We start from the raw sequence: 18,432 nt of genomic DNA, 5'->3' as shown, positions 1-18,432 counted from the left end.
GGTCGATCGGATAGCAAGGGCACATGGCGGTCTTCGTCGCGCTCGGCGCGTTCCTGATGACGCTGGCCGGCGGCTGGACGGCACAGCGGGTCACCGACCGCCGCCACCTGGTCCTCGGCCTGGCCGGCGGCCTGATGCTGGGCGTGGTCGGCCTGGACCTGCTGCCCGAGGCACTGGAGGCGGCGGGCACCGAGATCTACGGCGTGCCGGCCGCGCTCCTGCTCTTCGTGGCCGGTTTCCTGCTCGCCCATCTGGTGGAACGTCTGCTGGCCGCCCGCCAGGCCGCACATGGCGCCGAGGAGACCGACGGCCGGGCTCCCGAGGTGGGTCTGACGGCGGCTGCCGCGATGGTCGGGCACAGTGCGCTGGACGGTGTGGCGATCGGCGCGGCCTTCCAGGTCGGCGGCGGGATGGGCACGGCGGTCGCGCTCGCGGTGATCGCCCACGACTTCGCGGACGGCTTCAACACGTACACGCTCACCAGCCTGTACGGGAACGCCCGCCGCAAGGCCCTCATCATGCTGTTCGCGGACGCGGCGGCACCGGTCGTCGGCGCGGCCTCGACCCTGTTCTTCACCATCCCGAAGCAACTGCTCGGCGGCTATCTCGGCCTCTTCGGCGGTGTGCTGCTCTACCTCGCGGCGGCCGAGATCCTCCCCGAGGCCCACCACGAGCACCCCGCCCGCTCGACCCTGCTGTGCACGATCGCGGGCGCGGCGTTCATCTGGCTGGTGGTGGGCCTGGCCGGGTGAGCCGGACCGTCCGCGGGCCGTCACAGCTTGCCGCCCCGCCCGCCGGCCCGCGGCGCGGGTGCGATGAGCGTCGAGAGATAGGGCAGGGGGCCGTCCCCGAGGTCGGCGGCCGGCCGGATGGACTCCTCCGCCAGCCCCAGCGCCGAGCCCCACACGGCGTCCTTGATCCGTCCGGTCTCGCGCAGCGCCTCCGCGACCTCCTCGGCCTGCCGCCCGAACTTGTACGCGACGACGGTGCCGGTCCCGTTCAGCGCGTCCTTGAGCACGGCGGCCCCCGCGGTGACGGGCACCAGCGTCAGCGGCTCGGTCCCCTCGGTGAGGACCGCCCCCGAACGCGCCGCGAGATCCTGCATGGCGGTGATCCCGGGCACGGTCTCGACGACGACGCCCGGCACCAGCTCGGCGATGGTCTGCGCGAGATAGGTGAAGGTGGAGTACACGTTCGGGTCACCGATGGTCGCGAAGGCGACGCTGTCGTGCGCCTCGAGCAGCCGGGCGACCCGCGTCCCGGCCGCGTCCCAGGCGGCCTCGCGCCGCGCCCGGTCGCTGCGCTCGTTGAGCGCGAACACCACCCGGACGACCTTCTCCTCGGGCACGTAGTGCAGCACGGTCGCCTCGGCCCGCCCGCGCTCACCGCCATCGGAGCCGTCGGACGCGGCCATGACGGGTACGACGACCACGTCGGCCTCCCGCAGCGCGTTGACCCCCTTGACGGTCACCAGCTCGGGGTCGCCGGGACCGACCCCGACTCCGATCAGCCTGCTGCTCATGACGTCCGGCACCTCTCGACGAACCGACGGGCGACACCGGGCGCGGACGCCCAGTGGGTGTGCAGATAGCTCGCGTGCACACCTGCTTGTACAAAACCTTCGACCCGCGGCCGAGGAGCACGAACCCCCCAGGCGGGACTCTCTCCCGCCCCCGGCTCGACGACGGTCCGATGGAACTCGTGCCCGCGCATCCGCTGCCCGGCGGCGGCGAGCACGCTGTCACTCACGGCCACGGCGTCCCGGTACCCGAGGGTGAGCCGCTCGCTCATCCGCGCCCGGGTGTCGAGCACCCCGCACATGGGCAGCCCGTCCAGCTCCCGGCACAGATACAGCAGCCCGGCACACTCGGCGGCGACGGGAGCACCACCCAGCGCGAGCTCGGCAACGGCCTTGCGCAGCGGCTCGTTGGCGGACAGCTCGGCGGCGTACACCTCGGGAAAGCCACCGCCGATGACCAACCCCCGCGTACCCTCCGGGAGTTGCTCGTCCCGGAGGGGATCGAAGGGGACGACCTCGGCGCCGGCGGCGGTGAGCAGCTCGGCGTGCTCGGCGTAGGAGAAGGTGAACGCGGGCCCACCGGCAACGGCTACTGCCAGCCCGTCGCGGGGGTCCCCCCGCTCGGGCGAAGCCGAGAGCGGGGGAGCTTGCGGACGAGGCCGTCCGGGCTGAAAAAGGGGGTCTGGGGGCAGAGCCCCCAGGGACGATGGGGGTCCCCCCGCTCGAGCGAAGCCGAGAGTGGGGGAGGGAAGGGGCGGCAGGGGCGAAGAAGCAATCACCTCAGCCGCGTCCCAAGCCGCACACGACAACGCCCCCGCGCCCCGCGCCAGCCCGAGCAACGCCTCCAGATCACACCCTTCCCGCACCTGCGCAGCCATCGCGGCGACAGCCGCCACCGCCTCCGCCCGCCGCTCGGCGACCGGCACCAGACCCAGATGCCGGGACGGCGTGTCCACCTGCGCGACCCGCCGCAGCACCCCCAGCACGGGCACCCCCGCCGAGTCCAACGCCTCCCGCAACAACTCCTCGTGCCGATCCGACGCGACCTTGTTCAGAATCACGCCCCCGACCCGGATCTCCGGATCCCACGACGCGAACCCGTGCACCAGCGCCGCCACGGACCGCGACTGCGACGAGGCGTCCACGACCAGTACCACCGGCGCCCGCAGCAGCTTCGCGACATGAGCGGTGGACGCCAGTTCACCCTCCCCCGCGGCACCGTCGTAGAGCCCCATGACACCTTCGACGACAGCGACATCGCACCCGCGCGCCCCATGCGCGAACAGCGGCCCGATCAACTCCGGCCCGCACAGGTACGCGTCGAGGTTGCGCCCCACCCGCCCGGTGGCGAGCGCGTGATACCCGGGGTCGATGTAGTCGGGACCGACCTTGTGCGGGGACACGGAAAGCCCCCGCGCCGCGAAGGCGGCCATCAACCCCGTGGCGACGGTGGTCTTGCCGCTGCCGGAGGACGGCGCGGCAATCACCAGCCGGGGTACGGACGTCACCACTCGATGCCCCTCTGGCCCTTCTGGCCCGCGTCCATCGGGTGCTTGACCTTGGACATGTCGGTGACGAGGTCGGCGAAGCCGACGAGCTTCTCGGGCGCGTTCCGCCCGGTGATGACGACATGCTGCGTACCGGGCCGGTCCCGCAGCACGGAGATCACCTCATCGGTGTCGATCCAGCCCCAGTGCATCGGGTACGCGAACTCGTCCAGCACGTACAACTTGTACGTCTCGGCCGCCAGGTCCCGCTTGACCTGCTCCCAGCCCTCCCGGGCCTTCTCCTCGTTGCTGAAGTTGTCCCCCTGGAGATCGCGCTGCACCCACGACCAGCCCTCGCCCATCTTGTGCCAGTCGACGGTCCCGCCCTCACCGGACGCCCCCAGCACCCGAAGAGCGTTCTCCTCGCCGACCTTCCACTTCGCCGACTTGACGAACTGGAACACCCCGATGGGCCAGCCCTGGTTCCAGGCACGCAGCGCGAGCCCGAACGCGGCGGTGGACTTGCCCTTGCCGATCCCGGTGTGCACGACGACCAGTGGACGATTGCGCCGCTGACGGGTCGTCAGTCCGTCGTCCGGCACGACACTCGGCTGTCCCTGAGGCATTACGCGGCCCTCCCCCTGCTGCTCCCCCGCACATCCTTGACCAGCCCGGCGATCGAGTCCGCCCGCAGCTCGTCCAGCGTCACCGCCGTACCGCCCAGCTCACCCGCCAGCTGCCCGGCGAGCCCCAGCCGCACGGGCCCGGACTCGCAGTCCACGACGACGGACGCGACACCCTCGGCCGCGAACAACCGGGCCGCGCGCCCGGCCAGGGCCACCGGCTCCGGCCCACCCGTGGCCCGCCCGTCCGTCACGACCACGACCAGCGCCCGCCGAGCGGGATCCCGCAGCCGCTCCACACGCAACACCTCGTGCGCGCGCAACAGCCCGGCCGCGAGCGGTGTCCGCCCGCCGGTCGGCAGCGACTCCAGCCGCGCCGCAGCCGCGTCCACGGACGACGTCGGCGGCAACGCCACCTCCGCCGCCGCCCCCCGGAAGGTCACCAGCCCCACCTTGTCCCGCCGCTGGTACGCGTCGAGCAGCAGCGACAGGACAGCACCCTTCACGGCACTCATCCGCTGCCGGGCCGCCATCGACCCGGAGGCGTCGACGACGAACAGCACGAGATTGGATTCGTGGCCTTCTCGCACCGCTTGCCTGAGATCGCCCCGGCGCACGACCAGCCCCGGCCCGGAGCGACCCCGCGCCCGCTGATGCGGTGCCGCCGCCTGGACGGTCGCCGCCAGGTGCAGCTTGGAGAGCTTCTCCTGCGGCCGCCGTGACCCCGTCGTCCGCCCGTGCTCGGTCCGCGCCCGGGAACGCCGCCCGGCGGCACCCTCGCCGATCCCGGGCACGCTCAGCGCCTTGGTGCGGAACGGCTCGGCAGCCCGTGCGGGGGCCTGCTCGCCCGAGCCGGCACCGGAGGCCTGTGGCTCCCCGTCCTTCCCGGCCTCGGGCCGAGCGGACGTGTCACCGCCCTGCGGACCGCTGTCGGGCACGGGATGCCCACCACCGCCACCGGGCCCGTCCGGGTCGGGATCCTCGTCCTCGCCGCCGAACTCCTCCAGCGTCTCGTCGAGCTTGTCCTCGTCCAACCCGGGCGCGTCGAAGGGATTCCGCCTGCGCCGGTGCGGCAGCGCCAGCAGCGCCGCCTGCCGTACGTCCTCGGCGAGCACGTCGGTACGCCCCGCCCAGGCCGCCAGCGCCGTCGCTGTACGCGCCATCACGATGTCGGCCCGCATGCCGTCGACCTCGAAGGCCGCACACGTCGCCGCGATCTGCAGCAGCGCCCCGTCGCCGAGGCGCACGGACGGCAACAACTGCCGTGCGGCGATGATGCGTTGACGTACGGCGGCCTCCTCGTCGGCCCAACGCGCCGCGAACCCGGCCGGGTCGTCGTCGTACGCCAGCCGCCGCCGCACGACCTCCACCCGCTGCTCCGCCTCGCGCGAGGCCGCGACCTCCACCGTCAGGCCGAAACGGTCCAGCAACTGGGGTCGCAACTCGCCCTCTTCGGGGTTCATGGTTCCGACCAGCAGGAAGCGAGCGGCGTGCCGTACGGAGACACCCTCGCGCTCGACGTAGGAGGCGCCCATGGCAGCGGCGTCCAACAAGAGGTCGACGAGATGGTCGTGCAACAAGTTGACCTCGTCGACGTACAGGATGCCGCGGTGCGCGTCGGCCAAGAGACCTGGTTCGAAGGCTTTCACGCCCTCGGCCAGAGCACGCTCGATGTCGAGCGCGCCGACGAGCCGGTCCTCCGACGCGCCCACCGGCAGCTCCACCATCCGCGCGGGCCGCGACGCACCGGACCCCATCTCGTGTGGCCCGTCCGGGCAGGCCGGGTCGGGCACGGCGGGGTCGCACGAGAACCGGCACCCGGCGACGACGTCCACCTCCGGCATGAGCGCCGACAGGGCGCGCACGGCCGTGCTCTTCGCGGTGCCCTTCTCGCCGCGCACGAGAACTCCGCCGACTCTGGCGCTCACCGCGTTGAGGAGCAGCGCCAGGCGCAGGTCGTCCTGGCCGACGATGGCAGTGAACGGGTAGGGCGTGCTCACGCGGTGATCACTCCTTCGGATGACGGGTGGGAGTTCGGCTCGGCTGCACGCTGCGGGGCCGCGTGTGTGCTCCCCGCCGACGCGGGGGTTCGGAAGGTGCTCATTCGTCGCCCTCCAGATCTCCCTCGAGCTCGAGGTAGGTCGCTCGGAGCCGGTCGAGGGTCTCCTGGTCCGGCTCGGCCCACAGCCCTCGGTCGGCTGCTTCCAGGAGACGCTCAGTGATGCCGCGCAGCGCCCATGGGTTGGACTCCCGCATGAAGTCCCGGTTCTCCGGGTCGAAGACGTACTCGGCCGACAACTTCTCGTACATCCAGTCGTCCACGACCCCGGCCGTGGCGTCGTACCCGAAGAGGTAGTCCACAGTCGCCGCCATTTCGAAGGCGCCCTTGTAGCCATGCCGCCGCATGGCGCTCATCCAGCGCGGATTGACCACCCGCGCCCGGAAAACCCGGTGCGTCTCCTCGCCCAATGTGCGCGTCTTCACCTGGTCCGGTGTCGCGGAATCACCCACGTACGCCTCGGGGTTGGTCCCCGTCAGGTGCCGGACCATGGCGACCATGCCGCCGTGGTACTGGAAATAGTCGTCGGCATCCGCGATGTCATGTTCTCTCGTGTCGACGTTCTTCGCCGCCACCGCGATCCGCCTGAACGCCGTCTCCATGTCGCCGCGCGCCGCCCGCCCGTCGAGCCCGCGCCCGTAGGCGTAGCCGCCCCACACCGCGTACACCTCGGCGAGGTCGGCGTCGGAGCGCCAGTTCCGCGCGTCGATCAGCGGCAGCAGCCCGGCCCCGTACGCCCCCGGCTTGGAGCCGAAGATACGAGCCGTGGCCCGCCGCCGGTCACCGTGCTCCCCGGCGTCCTCGTCGACGTGCGCGCGGACGAAGTTCTGCTCGGCGGGCTCGGCCAGTTCCGCCACCGCCCGCACCGCGTCGTCGATCAGCCCCACGACGTGCGGGAACGCGTCCCGGAAGAAACCGGAGATACGCACCGTGACGTCGATGCGCGGCCGGCCGAGCTCCGCCAGGGGCACGACCTCGAACCCGGTCACGCGGCGCGAGGCGTCGTCCCAGACCGGACGGCAGCCCAGCAGCGCGAGGATCTCGGCGATGTCGTCGCCCTGCGTGCGCATGGCCGACGTACCCCACACCGTCAGGCCGACGGACTTCGGGTACTCGCCGGTGTCCTGGAGGTACCGCTGTACGAGGGAGTCGGCCAGCGACTGCCCGACCTCCCAGCTCAGCCGGGACGGAATGGCCTTGGGGTCGACGGAGTAGAAGTTCCGGCCGGTCGGCAGGACGTTGACGAGCCCACGGGTTGGCGAGCCGGACGGGCCCGCCGGGACGTAACCGCCGTCAAGTGCCTTGAGGATGTGGTCGATCTCGTCGGTCGTCTTCGCGAGCCGCGGCACGACCTCGTCGCACGCGAACTCCAACACCGCGACAGCAGCCGGCAGTTCGACGCCCACGACCTCGCGCACCAGAGCGGGAACGGCCGCCGTGTCCCAGCGGCGTTCCTCCATGCCCTCGGCGAACCGGCGGCACAACTGCTCCAGCAGGTCGATCGCGTCGGCTCCCGTGCGTGCGGGTCCCTCGACCAGCGAGGTCAGCCCGTCCGGCACCTTCACCGGCGCACCCGGCTCGCCCAGCAACTCCTTCTCGACCAGGCCGAAATGCTCGGCGAGGCACGCACGCAGGCCGGGCAGGGCGTTCGCCGTACCGCCCCACACCTGCGAGGCGCGCAGCACGGCGAGCACGAGGTTCACGCGCGGTTCGGCCTCCGGCCCGCCGCCGAGGATGTGCAGCCCGTCCCGGATCTGCACGTCCTTGATCTCGCACAGGTAGCCGTCGATGTGCATGACGAACTCGTCGAAGTCACCGTCGTCGGGCTGCTCGTCGACATGCAGGTCGTGGTGCAGCTCGGCCGCCTTGACCAGCGTCCAGATCTGGGCCCGGACGGCCGGCGCCTTGGTCGGGTCCAGGTCGGAGACGAGCGCGTACTCGTCGAGGAGCTGCTCCAGCTTGGCCAGGTCGCCGTAGGTGTCGGCGCGGGCCATCGGCGGCACCAGATGGTCGACGACCGTGGCGTGGCCGCGTCGCTTGGCCTGGGTGCCCTCGCCGGGGTCGTTGACGATGAACGGGTAGATCAGGGGCAGTTCGCCGAGGACGGCGTCCGGCGCGCATCCGCCACTGAGCCCCAGACCCTTGCCCGGCAGCCACTCCATCGTGCCGTGCTTGCCCATGTGGACCACGGCGTCCGCGCCGAAGGAGTTCTCGAGCCACCGGTACGCGGCCATGTAGTGGTGCGACGGCGGCATGTCGGGGTCGTGGTAGATCGCGATCGGGTTCTCGCCGAAGCCGCGCGGCGGCTGGATCACGACGACGACGTTCCCGAACCGGAGGGAGGCCAGGACGATGTCGTCCCCGTCGACGTACAGGGAGCCCGGCGGCTCGCCCCACGCCTCCACCATCCCGTCGCGCAGCTCGGGGTCGAGCTCGTGGAACCACGCCTGGTAGTCGGCGAGCGGCACGCGCGCGGGCGCGGCGGCCAACTGGTCCTCCGTGAGCCACTCGACGTCGTGGCCGCCGGCCTCGATGAGCCGGTGGATCAGCTCGTCGCCGTTGTCGGGGTAGGCGGTGAGCCCGTACCCGGCGTCACGCAGCGCGTCGAGGACCCGTACGGCCGAGGCGGGCGTGTCGAGCCCGACCGCGTTGCCGACCCGTGAGTGCTTGGTGGGGTAGGCGGTGAAGACCAGCGCGAGCTTCTTCTCCGCGTTCGGCTTGTGCTTCAACCGCGCGTGCCGTACGGCGATGCCGGCGACCCGCGCGGCCCGCTCCGGGTCGGCGACGTACACCGGGACGTCGTCCGGGCCCTGCTCCTTGAAGGAGAACGGCACGGTGATGAGACGCCCGTCGAACTCCGGGATCGCGACCTGCATCGCCGCGTCCATGGGAGAGAGCGCGGCGTCCGACTCGTCCCACGCGGCGCGCGAGGAGGTGAGGCAGAGGCCCTGCAGGACCGGCACGTCGAGGTCGGCGAGCGCGCCGATGTCCCAGGCCTCCTCGTCGCCGCCCGCGGACGCCTGCGAGGCGTGCGTACCGCCCGCCGCGAGGACGGTGGCGACGAGCGCGTCGGTCTTCCCGAGGATCTCGTACAGTCCGGCGTCGGCACCGCGCAGCGAACCGCAGTACACGGGGAGCGCGTTGGCGCCCCGCGCCTCGATCGCGTCGCACAGGGTGTCCACGAAGCCGGTGTTGCCGCTGAGCTCATGGGCACGGTAGAAGAGCACGCCGACGGTCGGACGGCCCTCTTCCCGTCCACGGTCACCGTGGACCCCGTACTCCGGCATCTTCAGCGGCTCGACGAACCCCTCACCGGTCAACAGGACGGTGTCGGACAGAAACCGGGCAAGCTCCACCAGGTTCGCGGTCCCGCCCTCCACGAGGTACCGCAGCGCCTCCGCCACGACCCCCGCCGGAACCGACGACTCGGCCATCAGCTCGGCGTCGGGCACGGCCTCCCCGCCGAGCAGCACGGTGGGAATCCCGGACGCCTTCAGCGCGGCCAGCCCGTCCTCCCAGGCCCGCTTGCCGCCCAGCAGCCGTACGACGGCGATGCCGGCGCCCTCGATCAGCCCCGGGAGCTCCTCGGCGACGTCGACCCGGGTCGGGTTGCCGATCCGGTAAGGCGCGCCGGAGGCCCGGGCCGCCAGCAGATCGGTGTCGGCGGTCGACAACAACAACACTGTGCTCATGCGGGCGCTCCCGGTGGGATGAAAGGCAGTCCTTGCGGCGCGCCCGACTCGATGAGCCGCCACAGCGCGTCCGTGTCCGCGTGCTGTTCGATCAGGTCGCCGAGCCGGTCGAGCTGCTCCTCGCGCAGCGCGGCGAACGAGGTGTCCGGGGCCGGTACGAACCGACGGCCCGCGGCGGCCGCCACCTCGCGCAGGAAGGCCCGCCGGAAACCGTCCGACTCCAGCGAGCCGTGCCAGTGCGTGCCCCAGGTCTGGCCGACCCGGCAGCCGTCCAGGCTGTGTCCGTCGGCGTCAGAGATGAACGCCTCCCCGCCGGTGACGTCGGCGACCCCGTGATGGATCTCGTACCCCTCGACGCGCTCACCGAGGGCCTCGCCGACGGGGCGGGTGAGGGTCTTCTCGCGGGCGAACCGCACCCGTACGGGCAGGATGCCGAGCCCGTCGACGTGCCCCTCGCGGCTCTCGACCTCGTCCTCGATGTGCTCGCCGAGGATCTGGAAGCCGCCGCAGACGCCGAGCACGGGCCGCCCCTCGGCGGCCCTGCGCGCCACCGCGTCCGCGAGGCCCCGCTCCCGCAGCCACTCCAGGGCCTTCACCGTCCCCCGGGTCCCCGGGATCACGACGAGATCGGCGTCGGAGAGTTCCTCCGCCCGGTCCACGAACCGCACGACGACACCCGGTTCGGCGGCCAGCGCGTCCACGTCCGTGAAGTTGGACATGAGCGGGATCGCGCAGACGGCGACCCGCAGGATGTCCTCGCCGACGGGGGAGGAGACCGTGGACTCCCGCACGGCTCCCCGCAGGGAGACCCGCAGTCCGTCCTCCTCGTCGATCCCGAGGCCGTGCTGGAAGGGCAGGACACCGTACGTCCGTCGCCCGGTGAGGCCGTGCAGCATGTCGAGCCCGGGCTCCAGCAGCGACACATCGCCGCGGAACTTGTTCACGAGGAACCCGGCGACGAACTCCTGGTCCTCGGGCGACAGCAGCGCGACCGTCCCGAAGAAGGAGGCGAACACGCCCCCACGGTCGATGTCCCCGACGACCAGGACGGGTAGCCGCGCATTGCGGGCGATGCCCATGTTCACGATGTCGGTACGCCGCAGGTTGATCTCGGCCGGGCTGCCCGCCCCCTCACAGATCACTGCGTCATACGTGCCCCGCAACTCGGCGAGACAGTCGAGGACGGTGCCGAGCAACTGCTGCTGCCGCCCGCCGTGATAGCCGCGCGCCGTCATCTCGCCCACGGGCTTGCCCATGAGGACGACCTGGCTGCTCCGGTCGCTCCCGGGCTTGAGCAGCACGGGGTTCATGAGTGCGGTCGGCTCGACGCGCGCGGCCTGCGCCTGCATGGCCTGCGCGCGCCCGATCTCGGCGCCCTCGCGGGTGACGAAGGAATTCAGGGACATGTTCTGCGCCTTGAACGGCGCGACCTTGACGCCCTGCCGCACCAGCCACCGGCAGATCCCCGCGGTGACGACGCTCTTGCCGGCGTCGGAGGTGGTGCCGGCGACCAGGAGACCACCGCTCATGACGTACGCCCCTTCACGAGAAGTCGCGCGGCGGCACTGACACCGAGCGCGAGCCAGCCGACGCGACGGGAGAGCCGTACGGCCCGGTCGATGTCCGCGACCCGGACGGCGCGCCCGTCACCGCCGTTGAGTACGGGCCGGTGCTCGACCCGCCCGGCGTAGGAGAGGGTCCCGCCGAGCCGCACGCCGAGGGCCCCCGCGAACGAGGCCTCCACGGGACCGGCGTTGGGACTCGGATGCCTGGCCGCGTCGGCCCGCCAGGCCCGTACGGCCCCCCGCGGATCGTCTCCGGCCACGGCCGCGAGTACGGCGGTGAGGCGGGCCCCCGGCCAGCCGGCGACGTCGTCGAGCCGGGCGGACGCCCACCCGTAGCGCAGGTAGCGGGGCGACCTGTGGCCGACCATGGCGTCGAGGGTGTTCACGGCCCGGAACCCGAGCAGCCCCGGCACGCCCCCGACGGCCCCCCACACCAGCGCGCCGACGACGGCGTCCGAGGTGTTCTCGGCGACCGACTCGACGACCGCCCGGGCGATCCCGTCGGCGTCGAGGGCCTGCGGATCCCGCCCGCACAGATGCGGCAGCCGGGCGCGGGCACCCTCGACGTCCCCGGCTTCCAGGGCCCGCCCGACGGCCCGGGCCTCCCGGGCGAGCGAAGTCCCCCCGACGACGGCCCAGGTGGCGGCGGCGGTGAGGGCGACGGAGGCGGCGGTGGAGGTGCGTACGGCGCGGGTGGCCACGGCGCCGAGCGCCACTGCGCCGCCGGCGCACACCATGGTGTGCAGCGCGCCCCGGCCCCGATGGTCCCGCCACAACACCCGCTCCACGGCCCCGGCCGCCCGCCCGAACGCGGCGACCGGATGCCCACGGCGCGGATCGCCGAGGAACAGGTCGCCCAGGAGGCCGGCCGTGGCGCCGTACGCGAAGACGCGATCGGCACGCATCCGCTCAGCCGATCGCGGCGGGACCGGGCAACGACCTGGTGCTGAGTCTCAATCCGCAGCCGAGCATGGCGATATGTCCTCACTCAGGGTGTCCGCGCCCTGGTTCGACGAGACCGGCGGTGAGAGTTCCTGGCTCCCGGGGCTTACTACCCCGGTGACAGTGGCGGGACCGCGCCGGATTCGCACCGGCTTCCTCTCCTGCCGCCGTAGATGGCTCCGGCAGTCCACCACGGGCCCGGAAGGGCCGTCAACCTGCTGTTGACCTGGGGTGGAGGAGTGTGTGAAGGCCCACACGCGCGGCATGTGCCTGCTGTGTGAAGCCGGTTGGGCAAAGGGGAGGGCGGGAGGAACCCGTGGGTGCCTCCCGCCCTCGTCTCGACGAACGGTGTGCCTGGGAGTCAGGCGACGATCAGGTAGATCCCGTAGCCCACCGCGGCCGCGCAGGCCGCGAAGCACGCGTACGCGCCCGTCACGGCCAGCGTGGCGGACCCACCCTGCGCGGAGGCCCGCTCCTGGCGCGAGAGGCCCATGATGCCGAGGGTGAACAGGGACACGAGGGCCACGGTGACCACGAGGCTGACGCCGAACACGGAACCCAGGGTTGCCCAGTCGATCTTCATGGTGATGCTTCCTTCTTAACCGGGTGCGCGGGGCTCAGACGGCGGCGGCCGGCGGGGACACCGGGTCGGCGGCGGCCGCGGCGGTGGCCTGGGCGGGGATCGTGGCCGGGGCGGGGATCGTGGCCGTGAGGTCCTCGGTCACCGTGCCCGCGGGGGGCGGGGTCACCGCGGCGATCGCCGTGGTCACGACGCCGGCCGGCTCCTGGGTGGCGTTGACGTTGTTGTGGTCGACGACCTCGCGTCGGGAGAGCTTCCAGATCGCGGCGCTGGAGGCGATCAGGAAGACGGCGACGACCGCCGTGCCCCAGTCGCCCAGGTCGGTCACGGACTCGGCGAGGGCACCGACCACGGCGGCCGCCGGCAGGGTCAGGACCCAGGCGACGAGCATGCGGGTCGCGGTGGACCAGCGCACGACGCCGCCCTTGCGGCCGAGGCCCGCGCCCATCACCGAGCCGGAGACCGAGTGGGTGGTGGAGAGGGAGAAGCCGAGGTGGGAGGAGGCCAGGATGACCGTCGCGGCGCTGGTCTGGGCGGCGAAGCCCTGCTGCGGCTGGAGGTCGGTCAGGCCCGTGCCCATGGTGCGGATGATGCGCCAGCCGCCGAGGTACGTGCCGAGCGCGATGGCCAGACCGGCGGAGAGGATGACCCAGACGGGCGGGTCGGAGTCGGGCGCGACGGCGCCGCCGGCGACCAGGGCGAGGGTGATGATGCCCATCGTCTTCTGCGCGTCGTTGGTGCCGTGGGCCAGCGAGACCAGGCCGGCCGAAGCGATCTGGCCCGCGCGGTAGCCCTTCGCGGCGGACTTGCCGTCGGCCTTCTTGCCCAGCGTGTACGACAGGCGGGTGGCGAACAGCGCGGCGACACCCGCGACGATCGGGGCCGCGACGGCGGGGATCATGACCTTGGTGACCAGTGCGTCGCCGTGGACGGCGCCGGTGCCCGCCGAGGCGATGGTGGCGCCGATCAGACCGCCCATCAGGGCGTGCGAGGAACTGGAGGGCAGGCCCACCAGCCAGGTCACCAGGTTCCAGAGGATCGCGCCGACCAGGGCGGCGAAGATGACCTCGGGACGGATGCCGGTCTCGTCGACGAGACCCTTGGAGATCGTGTTGGCGACCTCCACGGAGAGGAAAGCGCCCACAAGGTTGAGCGTGGCGGACATGGCCACCGCGACCTTGGGCTTGAGGGCACCGGTCGAGATGGTCGTGGCCATCGCGTTGGCGGTGTCGTGGAAACCGTTCGTGAAATCGAACGCAAGTGCGGTTACCACCACAATCGCGAGGATCAGCGAGAAGCTTTCCATTTACCCAGGCAATCGTTCGAGGTCATTGGCTGGACGAAGGTAAGTAACCTGGGTGAACGGAAGGTGAACTGAGGCGGGCGTTGGAGTGTCATAAACGGAGGGCCGCCGCTCCGTTCGGAGGCAGCGGCCCGGATGCCGCACGGCTAGTAGCCCCGGGCGAACGATTTCAGGCGGCTCGCCGAGCCGTTGAAGAGATTCTGGTCACCCGGCAGGCTGCCGCTGTTGTCGTACTGCCAGAAGGTCCAGAACGACCACCCGGCGGGCAGTGATCCGGCTTCGGCCGAGTTGTGGCGGGCTATCCACAACGCGTGACTGGAGGCGAAGGCGCTGCTGCCGCCGGTGCAGGTGTTCCACCAGTGGGTGGTCGTGTAGATCACCGGACGGCGGCCGGTGAGCCGCTTCACCTCGTCGCTGAACGACCAGATCCAGGCGACCATCTTCGCCTTGCTCAGCCCGTAGCACTTGTGCTTGCCGTCGTACGGGTTGTACTCGATGTCGAGCGCGGGCGGCAGCGTTCTGCCGTCCGAGGTCCAGCTGCCGCCGTTGCGCACGAAGTACGCCGCCTGTGTCCTGCCCGACGACTTGTCCGGCAGCGCGAAGTGGTACGCCCCGCGGACCAGGCCCGCGTTGCGCGAGCCGTTGTACTGCTGGTCGAAGTAGGGATTGCGGTAGGTGGTGGACTCGGTCGCCTTGACGTAGACGAACGTGGCTCCCTTGGCCTTCGCTTTCGGCCAGTCGACGTTCTTCTGGTGCGACGAGACATCGTGCCCCTTGGGCGGGCTCGCCGCCGAGGCCGGCAGCTCGGTGAGCGCGGTCCCCCCGAGCGTGAGAGCCGCCACCGATGCGGCTATCACGCCGGCACGGTGGCGGGACGGTTTGCGATCACGGGCCATGTTTCCCCCCGGAATGGCTGCGTGCACGACAAATCCCCCAGAGGCTACTGGAGGACCGGTGCATGCCCGTCGATCTCCGGCCAAGGGGCTCGAGAAAGGCATCTATACGTATATGCGCCCTTACGGAGCTGCGGCTTCCGGCCTACAGTGCCCCGGCCCCGCAGCGCGCCGCGGCCGCGCCTGGCAGGATCGCGGCATGGCTGAGCAGCGGCGCGACGAGCGGGGCGGACGGGGCGTCCGGGGCGGCGCACAGGTTGTGCGGGAGGGCGCCGGAGGTGTGGGGGAGCCGCGGGGGAGCGGTGTGGGTGAGGAGGGGGCGCGCGCCTGGGCCGCCCTCGTCGCGACGGCCCGCCGGACCGTGTCCGAGGGGCTGGTTGTCGGCACCTCCGGCAACGTCTCGGTGCGCGTCGGGGACACCGTGCTGGTCACGCCGTCGGGTGTGCCCTACGACCGGCTGACGCCGGACGACGTGACCGGCGTCGACCTCGACGGCCGCCAGGTGCTCGGCACCCTCGTCCCGACCAGCGAGCTGCCCATGCATCTCACCGTCTACCGCAGCACCGACGCCCGCGCCGTCGTGCACACCCACGCCGTGCACGCCACGGCCGTCTCCACGCTCGTCCCCGAGCTGCCGGCGATCCACTACATGGCCGGCGCCCTCGGCGGACCCGTCCGGGTCGCCCCTTATGCGACATACGGCACCGATCAGTTGGCTGAGAACGTGCGCCACGCCCTTGCCGACCGCACCGGCTGCCTCCTCCAGAACCACGGCACCCTCACCTACGGCGCCACCCTCGACCAGGCCTACGACCGCACGGCCCAGCTGGAGTGGATGTGCCGGCTGTGGCTGACGGCGTCCTCGGTGCCGGGCCTGACGCCGAACCTGCTGTCGGCCGAGCAGATGGCGGAGGCGGGGGAGCGGCTGCGGGGGTACGGGCAGCGGCGCTGACTCCCCTCCCGCGCTTGCTCACGTCACCCCGCCCGGGCCGCCCACTGGCCGCTCGCCCGGTCCGCCGCGACACTGGACTGGTGCGCCCTGCCAAAGCGACGGCCGCTGCCGTCACCGCAGTGATAGGGGCCGGTGCCGCCGCCGTGGCCGCGGGCCGACTCGCCAGCGATGCCGCCCTCAAGGCGCCACCCGGCAGGCCCCTGCCCACCGAACCCCGGCTCACCGTGCACGGCACGGCCGCCGGGCAGATCACCCTGACCAGGGACCTGGCCTCGCTGCGGCCCGGCGTCTACGGCCTCGCGGGCGACGGCTCCCACGCCGTGGTCGGCGACGTCCTGGACGCCGCCCCGCACACCGCCGACACCGTCGTACGCCGCCTGGAACGCGTCACCCACGGCACGCTGCGGCAGCACGACAAGGTGTGGCTCACCCCGAACGTGCACATCGGCAACCCGAGTGCCGCCCTCGGCCTCGACCACGCCGACGTCGACGTCCCGGGCGAACTCGGTTCCCTCCCGGCATGGTTCGTCCCGGGCGCCCGCGAAACCTGGGTGATCGCGGTCCACGGCCTCGGGACCACCCGGGAACACCCGATGAACATCATGGAGTTCCTGCACCGCCACCGCTTCCCGGTGCTCGCCCTCGCCTACCGCGGTGACCTCGGCGCACCCCGCCCTGCGGACGGCCTGAACCACCTCGGCGAGACCGAGTGGCGCGACCTGGACGCCGCGATCCACTACGCGGTGCGCTACGGCGCCGAGCGGGTGGTCCTGCACGGCTGGTCCACCGGCGCCAACATGGCCCTGCGCGCCGCCGCGCACTCGGGACTGCGTGACCGGGTCTCGGGACTCGTCCTGGACTCCCCGGTCCTCAGCTGGGAGACCACGCTGCGCGCCCTGGCCGCGGCCCGCCGCACGCCGGAAGCGCTGCTGCCGCTGGCCGTCCTCGCCGCGCAGGGCCGCACGGGCATGAACAGCGACGGGGCCGACGAGGCCGCCGACCCCGGCCTGCTCCAGGTGCCGACCCTGATCTTCCACGGCCCCGACGACACGGTGGCCCCCTGGCCCCTCTCCCGCCGCTTCGCCGGCCGCCGGCCCGACCTGGTCACCCTCCAGCCCGTCGCGCGCGCCCCGCACGGCGCCATGTGGAACGCCGACCCGGCGACCTACGAGGAGGGCCTGCGGCGTTTTCTGACCCCCCTGATGTGACCGTGCCGAGCACCCGTCACCGACCGGTCGGCCCGATTCCGTTTAATGCCGTACCACTGGCCTGATCACACCTGTCAGCCCCTCTCCCGAGCACGTGCGTTGGCCAGTCCCGTCGCCCGCCGTGACATTCCGTTTGGGTTTTCGCACGGTCAACCGGAAGACTGCACCCGTGACGTCCCGTATCCCGCGCGACTCCAGGCTTCGACTCGTCCGCCCCCGACCCCTGGCCGCCGCCCCCAGAGCTGTGAACCAGCGGCGCTCGCGCCGCCCCGCACCCCGACCTCCGGAGGGCACACCGGCCCCCGCGGAACTGGCCAGAATGGCTCGCTCCGGTCTGGCCCCGGCCGCCCGCGTCGCCCGCTGGGCCGACGCCGCCCTCGGCCCCGGCCGCGACGGCGCGACCGCCGACGGCAAGGCCACCCTCGCCGACGCGACCGCGGAACAGGCGGCCCTGGATCTCGGCCTGACCCCGGCTCAGGTCCGCGCCGACTGGGACACGGCCCGCCTCGCCGGCCTCGTCGAGGTGCACGGCGACAGCGCCCGCCCCGGCTGGCGGCTGCGCGCCTGGAACCGCGACGACAGCGCCGTACTGCGCGGCTGGGTCGCCCTGTTCGACGCCTGGTCGCTCGCCTCGCCGGAACCCGCGGACCATGAGCCCGCGACCGTCGCCGAGGTCGTCTCGGCCATGCCGCAGGTGCTCTCCTTCCTCCAGCTGTCCGCCGGGCCCGTTCCCGTGGCCCAACTCCTCGACCTGCTCGCCCAGCGGGTCACCGAGCTGCGCACCGAACGCTGCGAGATCCCGTACGGCCCCCATGCCGTACCCAGCGCCGCCGCCGTGCCCACCGCGCCCTCCGCATACGCCGACCCGGCGGAGCCCGCCCAGGAGTCCGAACTCGCCCCCCTTCTCGACTGGTCGCTGCACGCCCTCGCCTCCGTGGGCGCGCTCACCTACGGCGACGGACAGGCCACGCTCACCCCGCTGGGCAGCTGGGCGGTCTGGGTCAAGCTGGAGCAGATCTGCGTCGCCGCGCAGAGCCCCGCCGGGAACATCGAGCAGGCCGCCGAGGACATGCTGCGCGGCTGCGCCCAGCTGCGCCCCAACGCGGCCCGCGCCGAGTACCGCGCCTGGCTCGCCGCCCGCCCCGTCGGCCGCGCCGTCACCGATCTCCTGGCCGCCGCCCGCGGTGAGGACGCCCTGCTGCGCGGCCTCGCCTTCGAGGCGCTGCGCGTCGTCGGTGCCCCCGCCGAGCCGGTCGTCCGCTCGGTGGCCGACGAGCCGACGCTGCGGCCGTACGCCCTGCTGTGGCTCGCCGAGCACGACGGCGTGGACCCCGAGGACGCCCACGAGGTGCTCACCCGGGAAGAGGCCACATGGCTGTGGGTCGACACCGCCGCCGCCGTCGCCGACCACGGAGAGGCCCCGATGCTCGTCCGCCACCTGGAGTCCGCGCTGCAGCCCACCGTCCCCCGGCTGCTCGACGAGGTACGTGCCGTCGGTCACCCGCGCACCGTGCAGGTCCTGGTCGCGCTCGCCGCGGCCCACCCCGACCCGGCCCTGGCCAAGGCGGTCCGCCGGGCGGCCTTCCAGGTGCACACCGGGGGGAACTGA

14 protein-coding genes and 1 riboswitch are annotated in these 18,432 nt (G+C 72.5%); of the genes, 4 read left to right on the top strand and 10 right to left on the bottom strand.

The window, feature by feature from the left end; genetic code table 11:
- The first annotated feature begins 23 nt into the window (after positions 1 to 23).
- Complete coding sequence (locus ACFY16_RS03940; protein WP_390645467.1) at positions 24 to 752, top strand: ZIP family metal transporter; 729 nt, start codon at positions 24 to 26, stop codon at positions 750 to 752.
- Between the two features lie 20 nt (positions 753 to 772).
- On the opposite strand, the gene cobI is transcribed toward ACFY16_RS03940, so the two are convergent.
- The 10 genes from cobI to ACFY16_RS03890 form a co-directional block, all read right to left on the bottom strand.
- Entirely contained in the window at positions 773 to 1,522 is a 750-nt protein-coding gene (cobI, locus tag ACFY16_RS03935) for a precorrin-2 C(20)-methyltransferase (protein WP_390645466.1), read from the bottom strand.
- Positions 1,519 to 3,030, bottom strand: coding sequence for a cobyrinate a,c-diamide synthase (locus ACFY16_RS03930; protein ID WP_390645465.1), 1,512 nt, complete (start codon positions 3,028 to 3,030; stop codon positions 1,519 to 1,521). The genes cobI and ACFY16_RS03930 overlap by 4 nt, the downstream gene beginning before the upstream one ends.
- Positions 3,024 to 3,632 (bottom strand): cob(I)yrinic acid a,c-diamide adenosyltransferase, encoded by a 609-nt coding sequence (gene cobO, locus ACFY16_RS03925; RefSeq protein ID WP_390645464.1) that lies wholly within the window; start codon positions 3,630 to 3,632, stop codon positions 3,024 to 3,026. Before cobO ends, ACFY16_RS03930 begins: the two co-directional genes overlap by 7 nt.
- Positions 3,632 to 5,629 (bottom strand): putative cobaltochelatase, encoded by a 1,998-nt coding sequence (locus tag ACFY16_RS03920; RefSeq protein WP_390645463.1) that lies wholly within the window; start codon positions 5,627 to 5,629, stop codon positions 3,632 to 3,634. Before ACFY16_RS03920 ends, cobO begins: the two co-directional genes overlap by 1 nt.
- A gap of 100 nt (positions 5,630 to 5,729) precedes the next feature.
- Positions 5,730 to 9,380, bottom strand: coding sequence for a cobaltochelatase subunit CobN (gene cobN, locus ACFY16_RS03915; protein ID WP_390645462.1), 3,651 nt, complete (start codon positions 9,378 to 9,380; stop codon positions 5,730 to 5,732).
- Complete coding sequence (locus tag ACFY16_RS03910; protein ID WP_390645461.1) at positions 9,377 to 10,909, bottom strand: cobyric acid synthase; 1,533 nt, start codon at positions 10,907 to 10,909, stop codon at positions 9,377 to 9,379. The genes cobN and ACFY16_RS03910 overlap by 4 nt, the downstream gene beginning before the upstream one ends.
- Positions 10,906 to 11,850 (bottom strand): cobalamin biosynthesis protein, encoded by a 945-nt coding sequence (locus ACFY16_RS03905; protein WP_390645460.1) that lies wholly within the window; start codon positions 11,848 to 11,850, stop codon positions 10,906 to 10,908. Before ACFY16_RS03905 ends, ACFY16_RS03910 begins: the two co-directional genes overlap by 4 nt.
- A gap of 100 nt (positions 11,851 to 11,950) precedes the next feature.
- A riboswitch (cobalamin riboswitch) is annotated at positions 11,951 to 12,086 on the bottom strand.
- A gap of 162 nt (positions 12,087 to 12,248) precedes the next feature.
- Positions 12,249 to 12,470, bottom strand: a complete 222-nt coding sequence (locus ACFY16_RS03900; RefSeq protein ID WP_390645459.1) for a hypothetical protein — start codon at positions 12,468 to 12,470, stop codon at positions 12,249 to 12,251.
- A 34-nt stretch (positions 12,471 to 12,504) separates the two neighbouring features.
- A complete protein-coding gene (locus tag ACFY16_RS03895; protein ID WP_390645458.1) occupies positions 12,505 to 13,773 on the bottom strand; it encodes an anion permease in 1,269 nt (422 codons plus the stop codon).
- 143 nt (positions 13,774 to 13,916) lie between these two features.
- Positions 13,917 to 14,666, bottom strand: coding sequence for a lysozyme (locus ACFY16_RS03890; protein ID WP_390645457.1), 750 nt, complete (start codon positions 14,664 to 14,666; stop codon positions 13,917 to 13,919).
- A 196-nt stretch (positions 14,667 to 14,862) separates the two neighbouring features.
- On the opposite strand from ACFY16_RS03890, the gene ACFY16_RS03885 reads away from it, so the two are divergent.
- The 3 genes from ACFY16_RS03885 to ACFY16_RS03875 all read left to right on the top strand — a co-directional run bounded on the left by ACFY16_RS03885 (position 14,863) and on the right by ACFY16_RS03875 (position 18,432).
- Positions 14,863 to 15,615, top strand: a complete 753-nt coding sequence (locus tag ACFY16_RS03885) for a class II aldolase/adducin family protein (protein ID WP_390645456.1) — start codon at positions 14,863 to 14,865, stop codon at positions 15,613 to 15,615.
- A gap of 80 nt (positions 15,616 to 15,695) precedes the next feature.
- Positions 15,696 to 16,823, top strand: coding sequence for an alpha/beta hydrolase (locus ACFY16_RS03880; RefSeq protein ID WP_390645455.1), 1,128 nt, complete (start codon positions 15,696 to 15,698; stop codon positions 16,821 to 16,823).
- A gap of 169 nt (positions 16,824 to 16,992) precedes the next feature.
- On the top strand, positions 16,993 to 18,432 hold the full coding sequence (locus ACFY16_RS03875) for a hypothetical protein (RefSeq protein ID WP_390645454.1): 1,440 nt from the start codon (positions 16,993 to 16,995) through the stop codon (positions 18,430 to 18,432).

Origin of the sequence: Streptomyces sp. NPDC001315 (assembly GCF_042896175.1) — a bacterium.
In the GTDB taxonomy this organism is placed as follows: domain Bacteria; phylum Actinomycetota; class Actinomycetes; order Streptomycetales; family Streptomycetaceae; genus Streptomyces.
Note: the sequence above shows the minus strand (reverse complement) of the source record. Positions and strands in the feature narration are given on the sequence as shown.

Coding starts and splice junctions, on each gene's coding strand:
- ACFY16_RS03905 (WP_390645460.1), bottom strand. CDS start 11,850: ATGCGTGCCGATCGCGTCTTCGCGTACGGCGCCACGGCCGGCCTCCTG.
- ACFY16_RS03940 (WP_390645467.1), top strand. CDS start 24: ATGGCGGTCTTCGTCGCGCTCGGCGCGTTCCTGATGACGCTGGCCGGC.
- ACFY16_RS03885 (WP_390645456.1), top strand. CDS start 14,863: ATGGCTGAGCAGCGGCGCGACGAGCGGGGCGGACGGGGCGTCCGGGGC.
- ACFY16_RS03890 (WP_390645457.1), bottom strand. CDS start 14,666: ATGGCCCGTGATCGCAAACCGTCCCGCCACCGTGCCGGCGTGATAGCC.
- ACFY16_RS03895 (WP_390645458.1), bottom strand. CDS start 13,773: ATGGAAAGCTTCTCGCTGATCCTCGCGATTGTGGTGGTAACCGCACTT.
- cobI (WP_390645466.1), bottom strand. CDS start 1,522: ATGAGCAGCAGGCTGATCGGAGTCGGGGTCGGTCCCGGCGACCCCGAG.
- ACFY16_RS03910 (WP_390645461.1), bottom strand. CDS start 10,909: ATGAGCGGTGGTCTCCTGGTCGCCGGCACCACCTCCGACGCCGGCAAG.
- ACFY16_RS03900 (WP_390645459.1), bottom strand. CDS start 12,470: ATGAAGATCGACTGGGCAACCCTGGGTTCCGTGTTCGGCGTCAGCCTC.
- cobN (WP_390645462.1), bottom strand. CDS start 9,380: ATGAGCACAGTGTTGTTGTTGTCGACCGCCGACACCGATCTGCTGGCG.
- cobO (WP_390645464.1), bottom strand. CDS start 3,632: ATGCCTCAGGGACAGCCGAGTGTCGTGCCGGACGACGGACTGACGACC.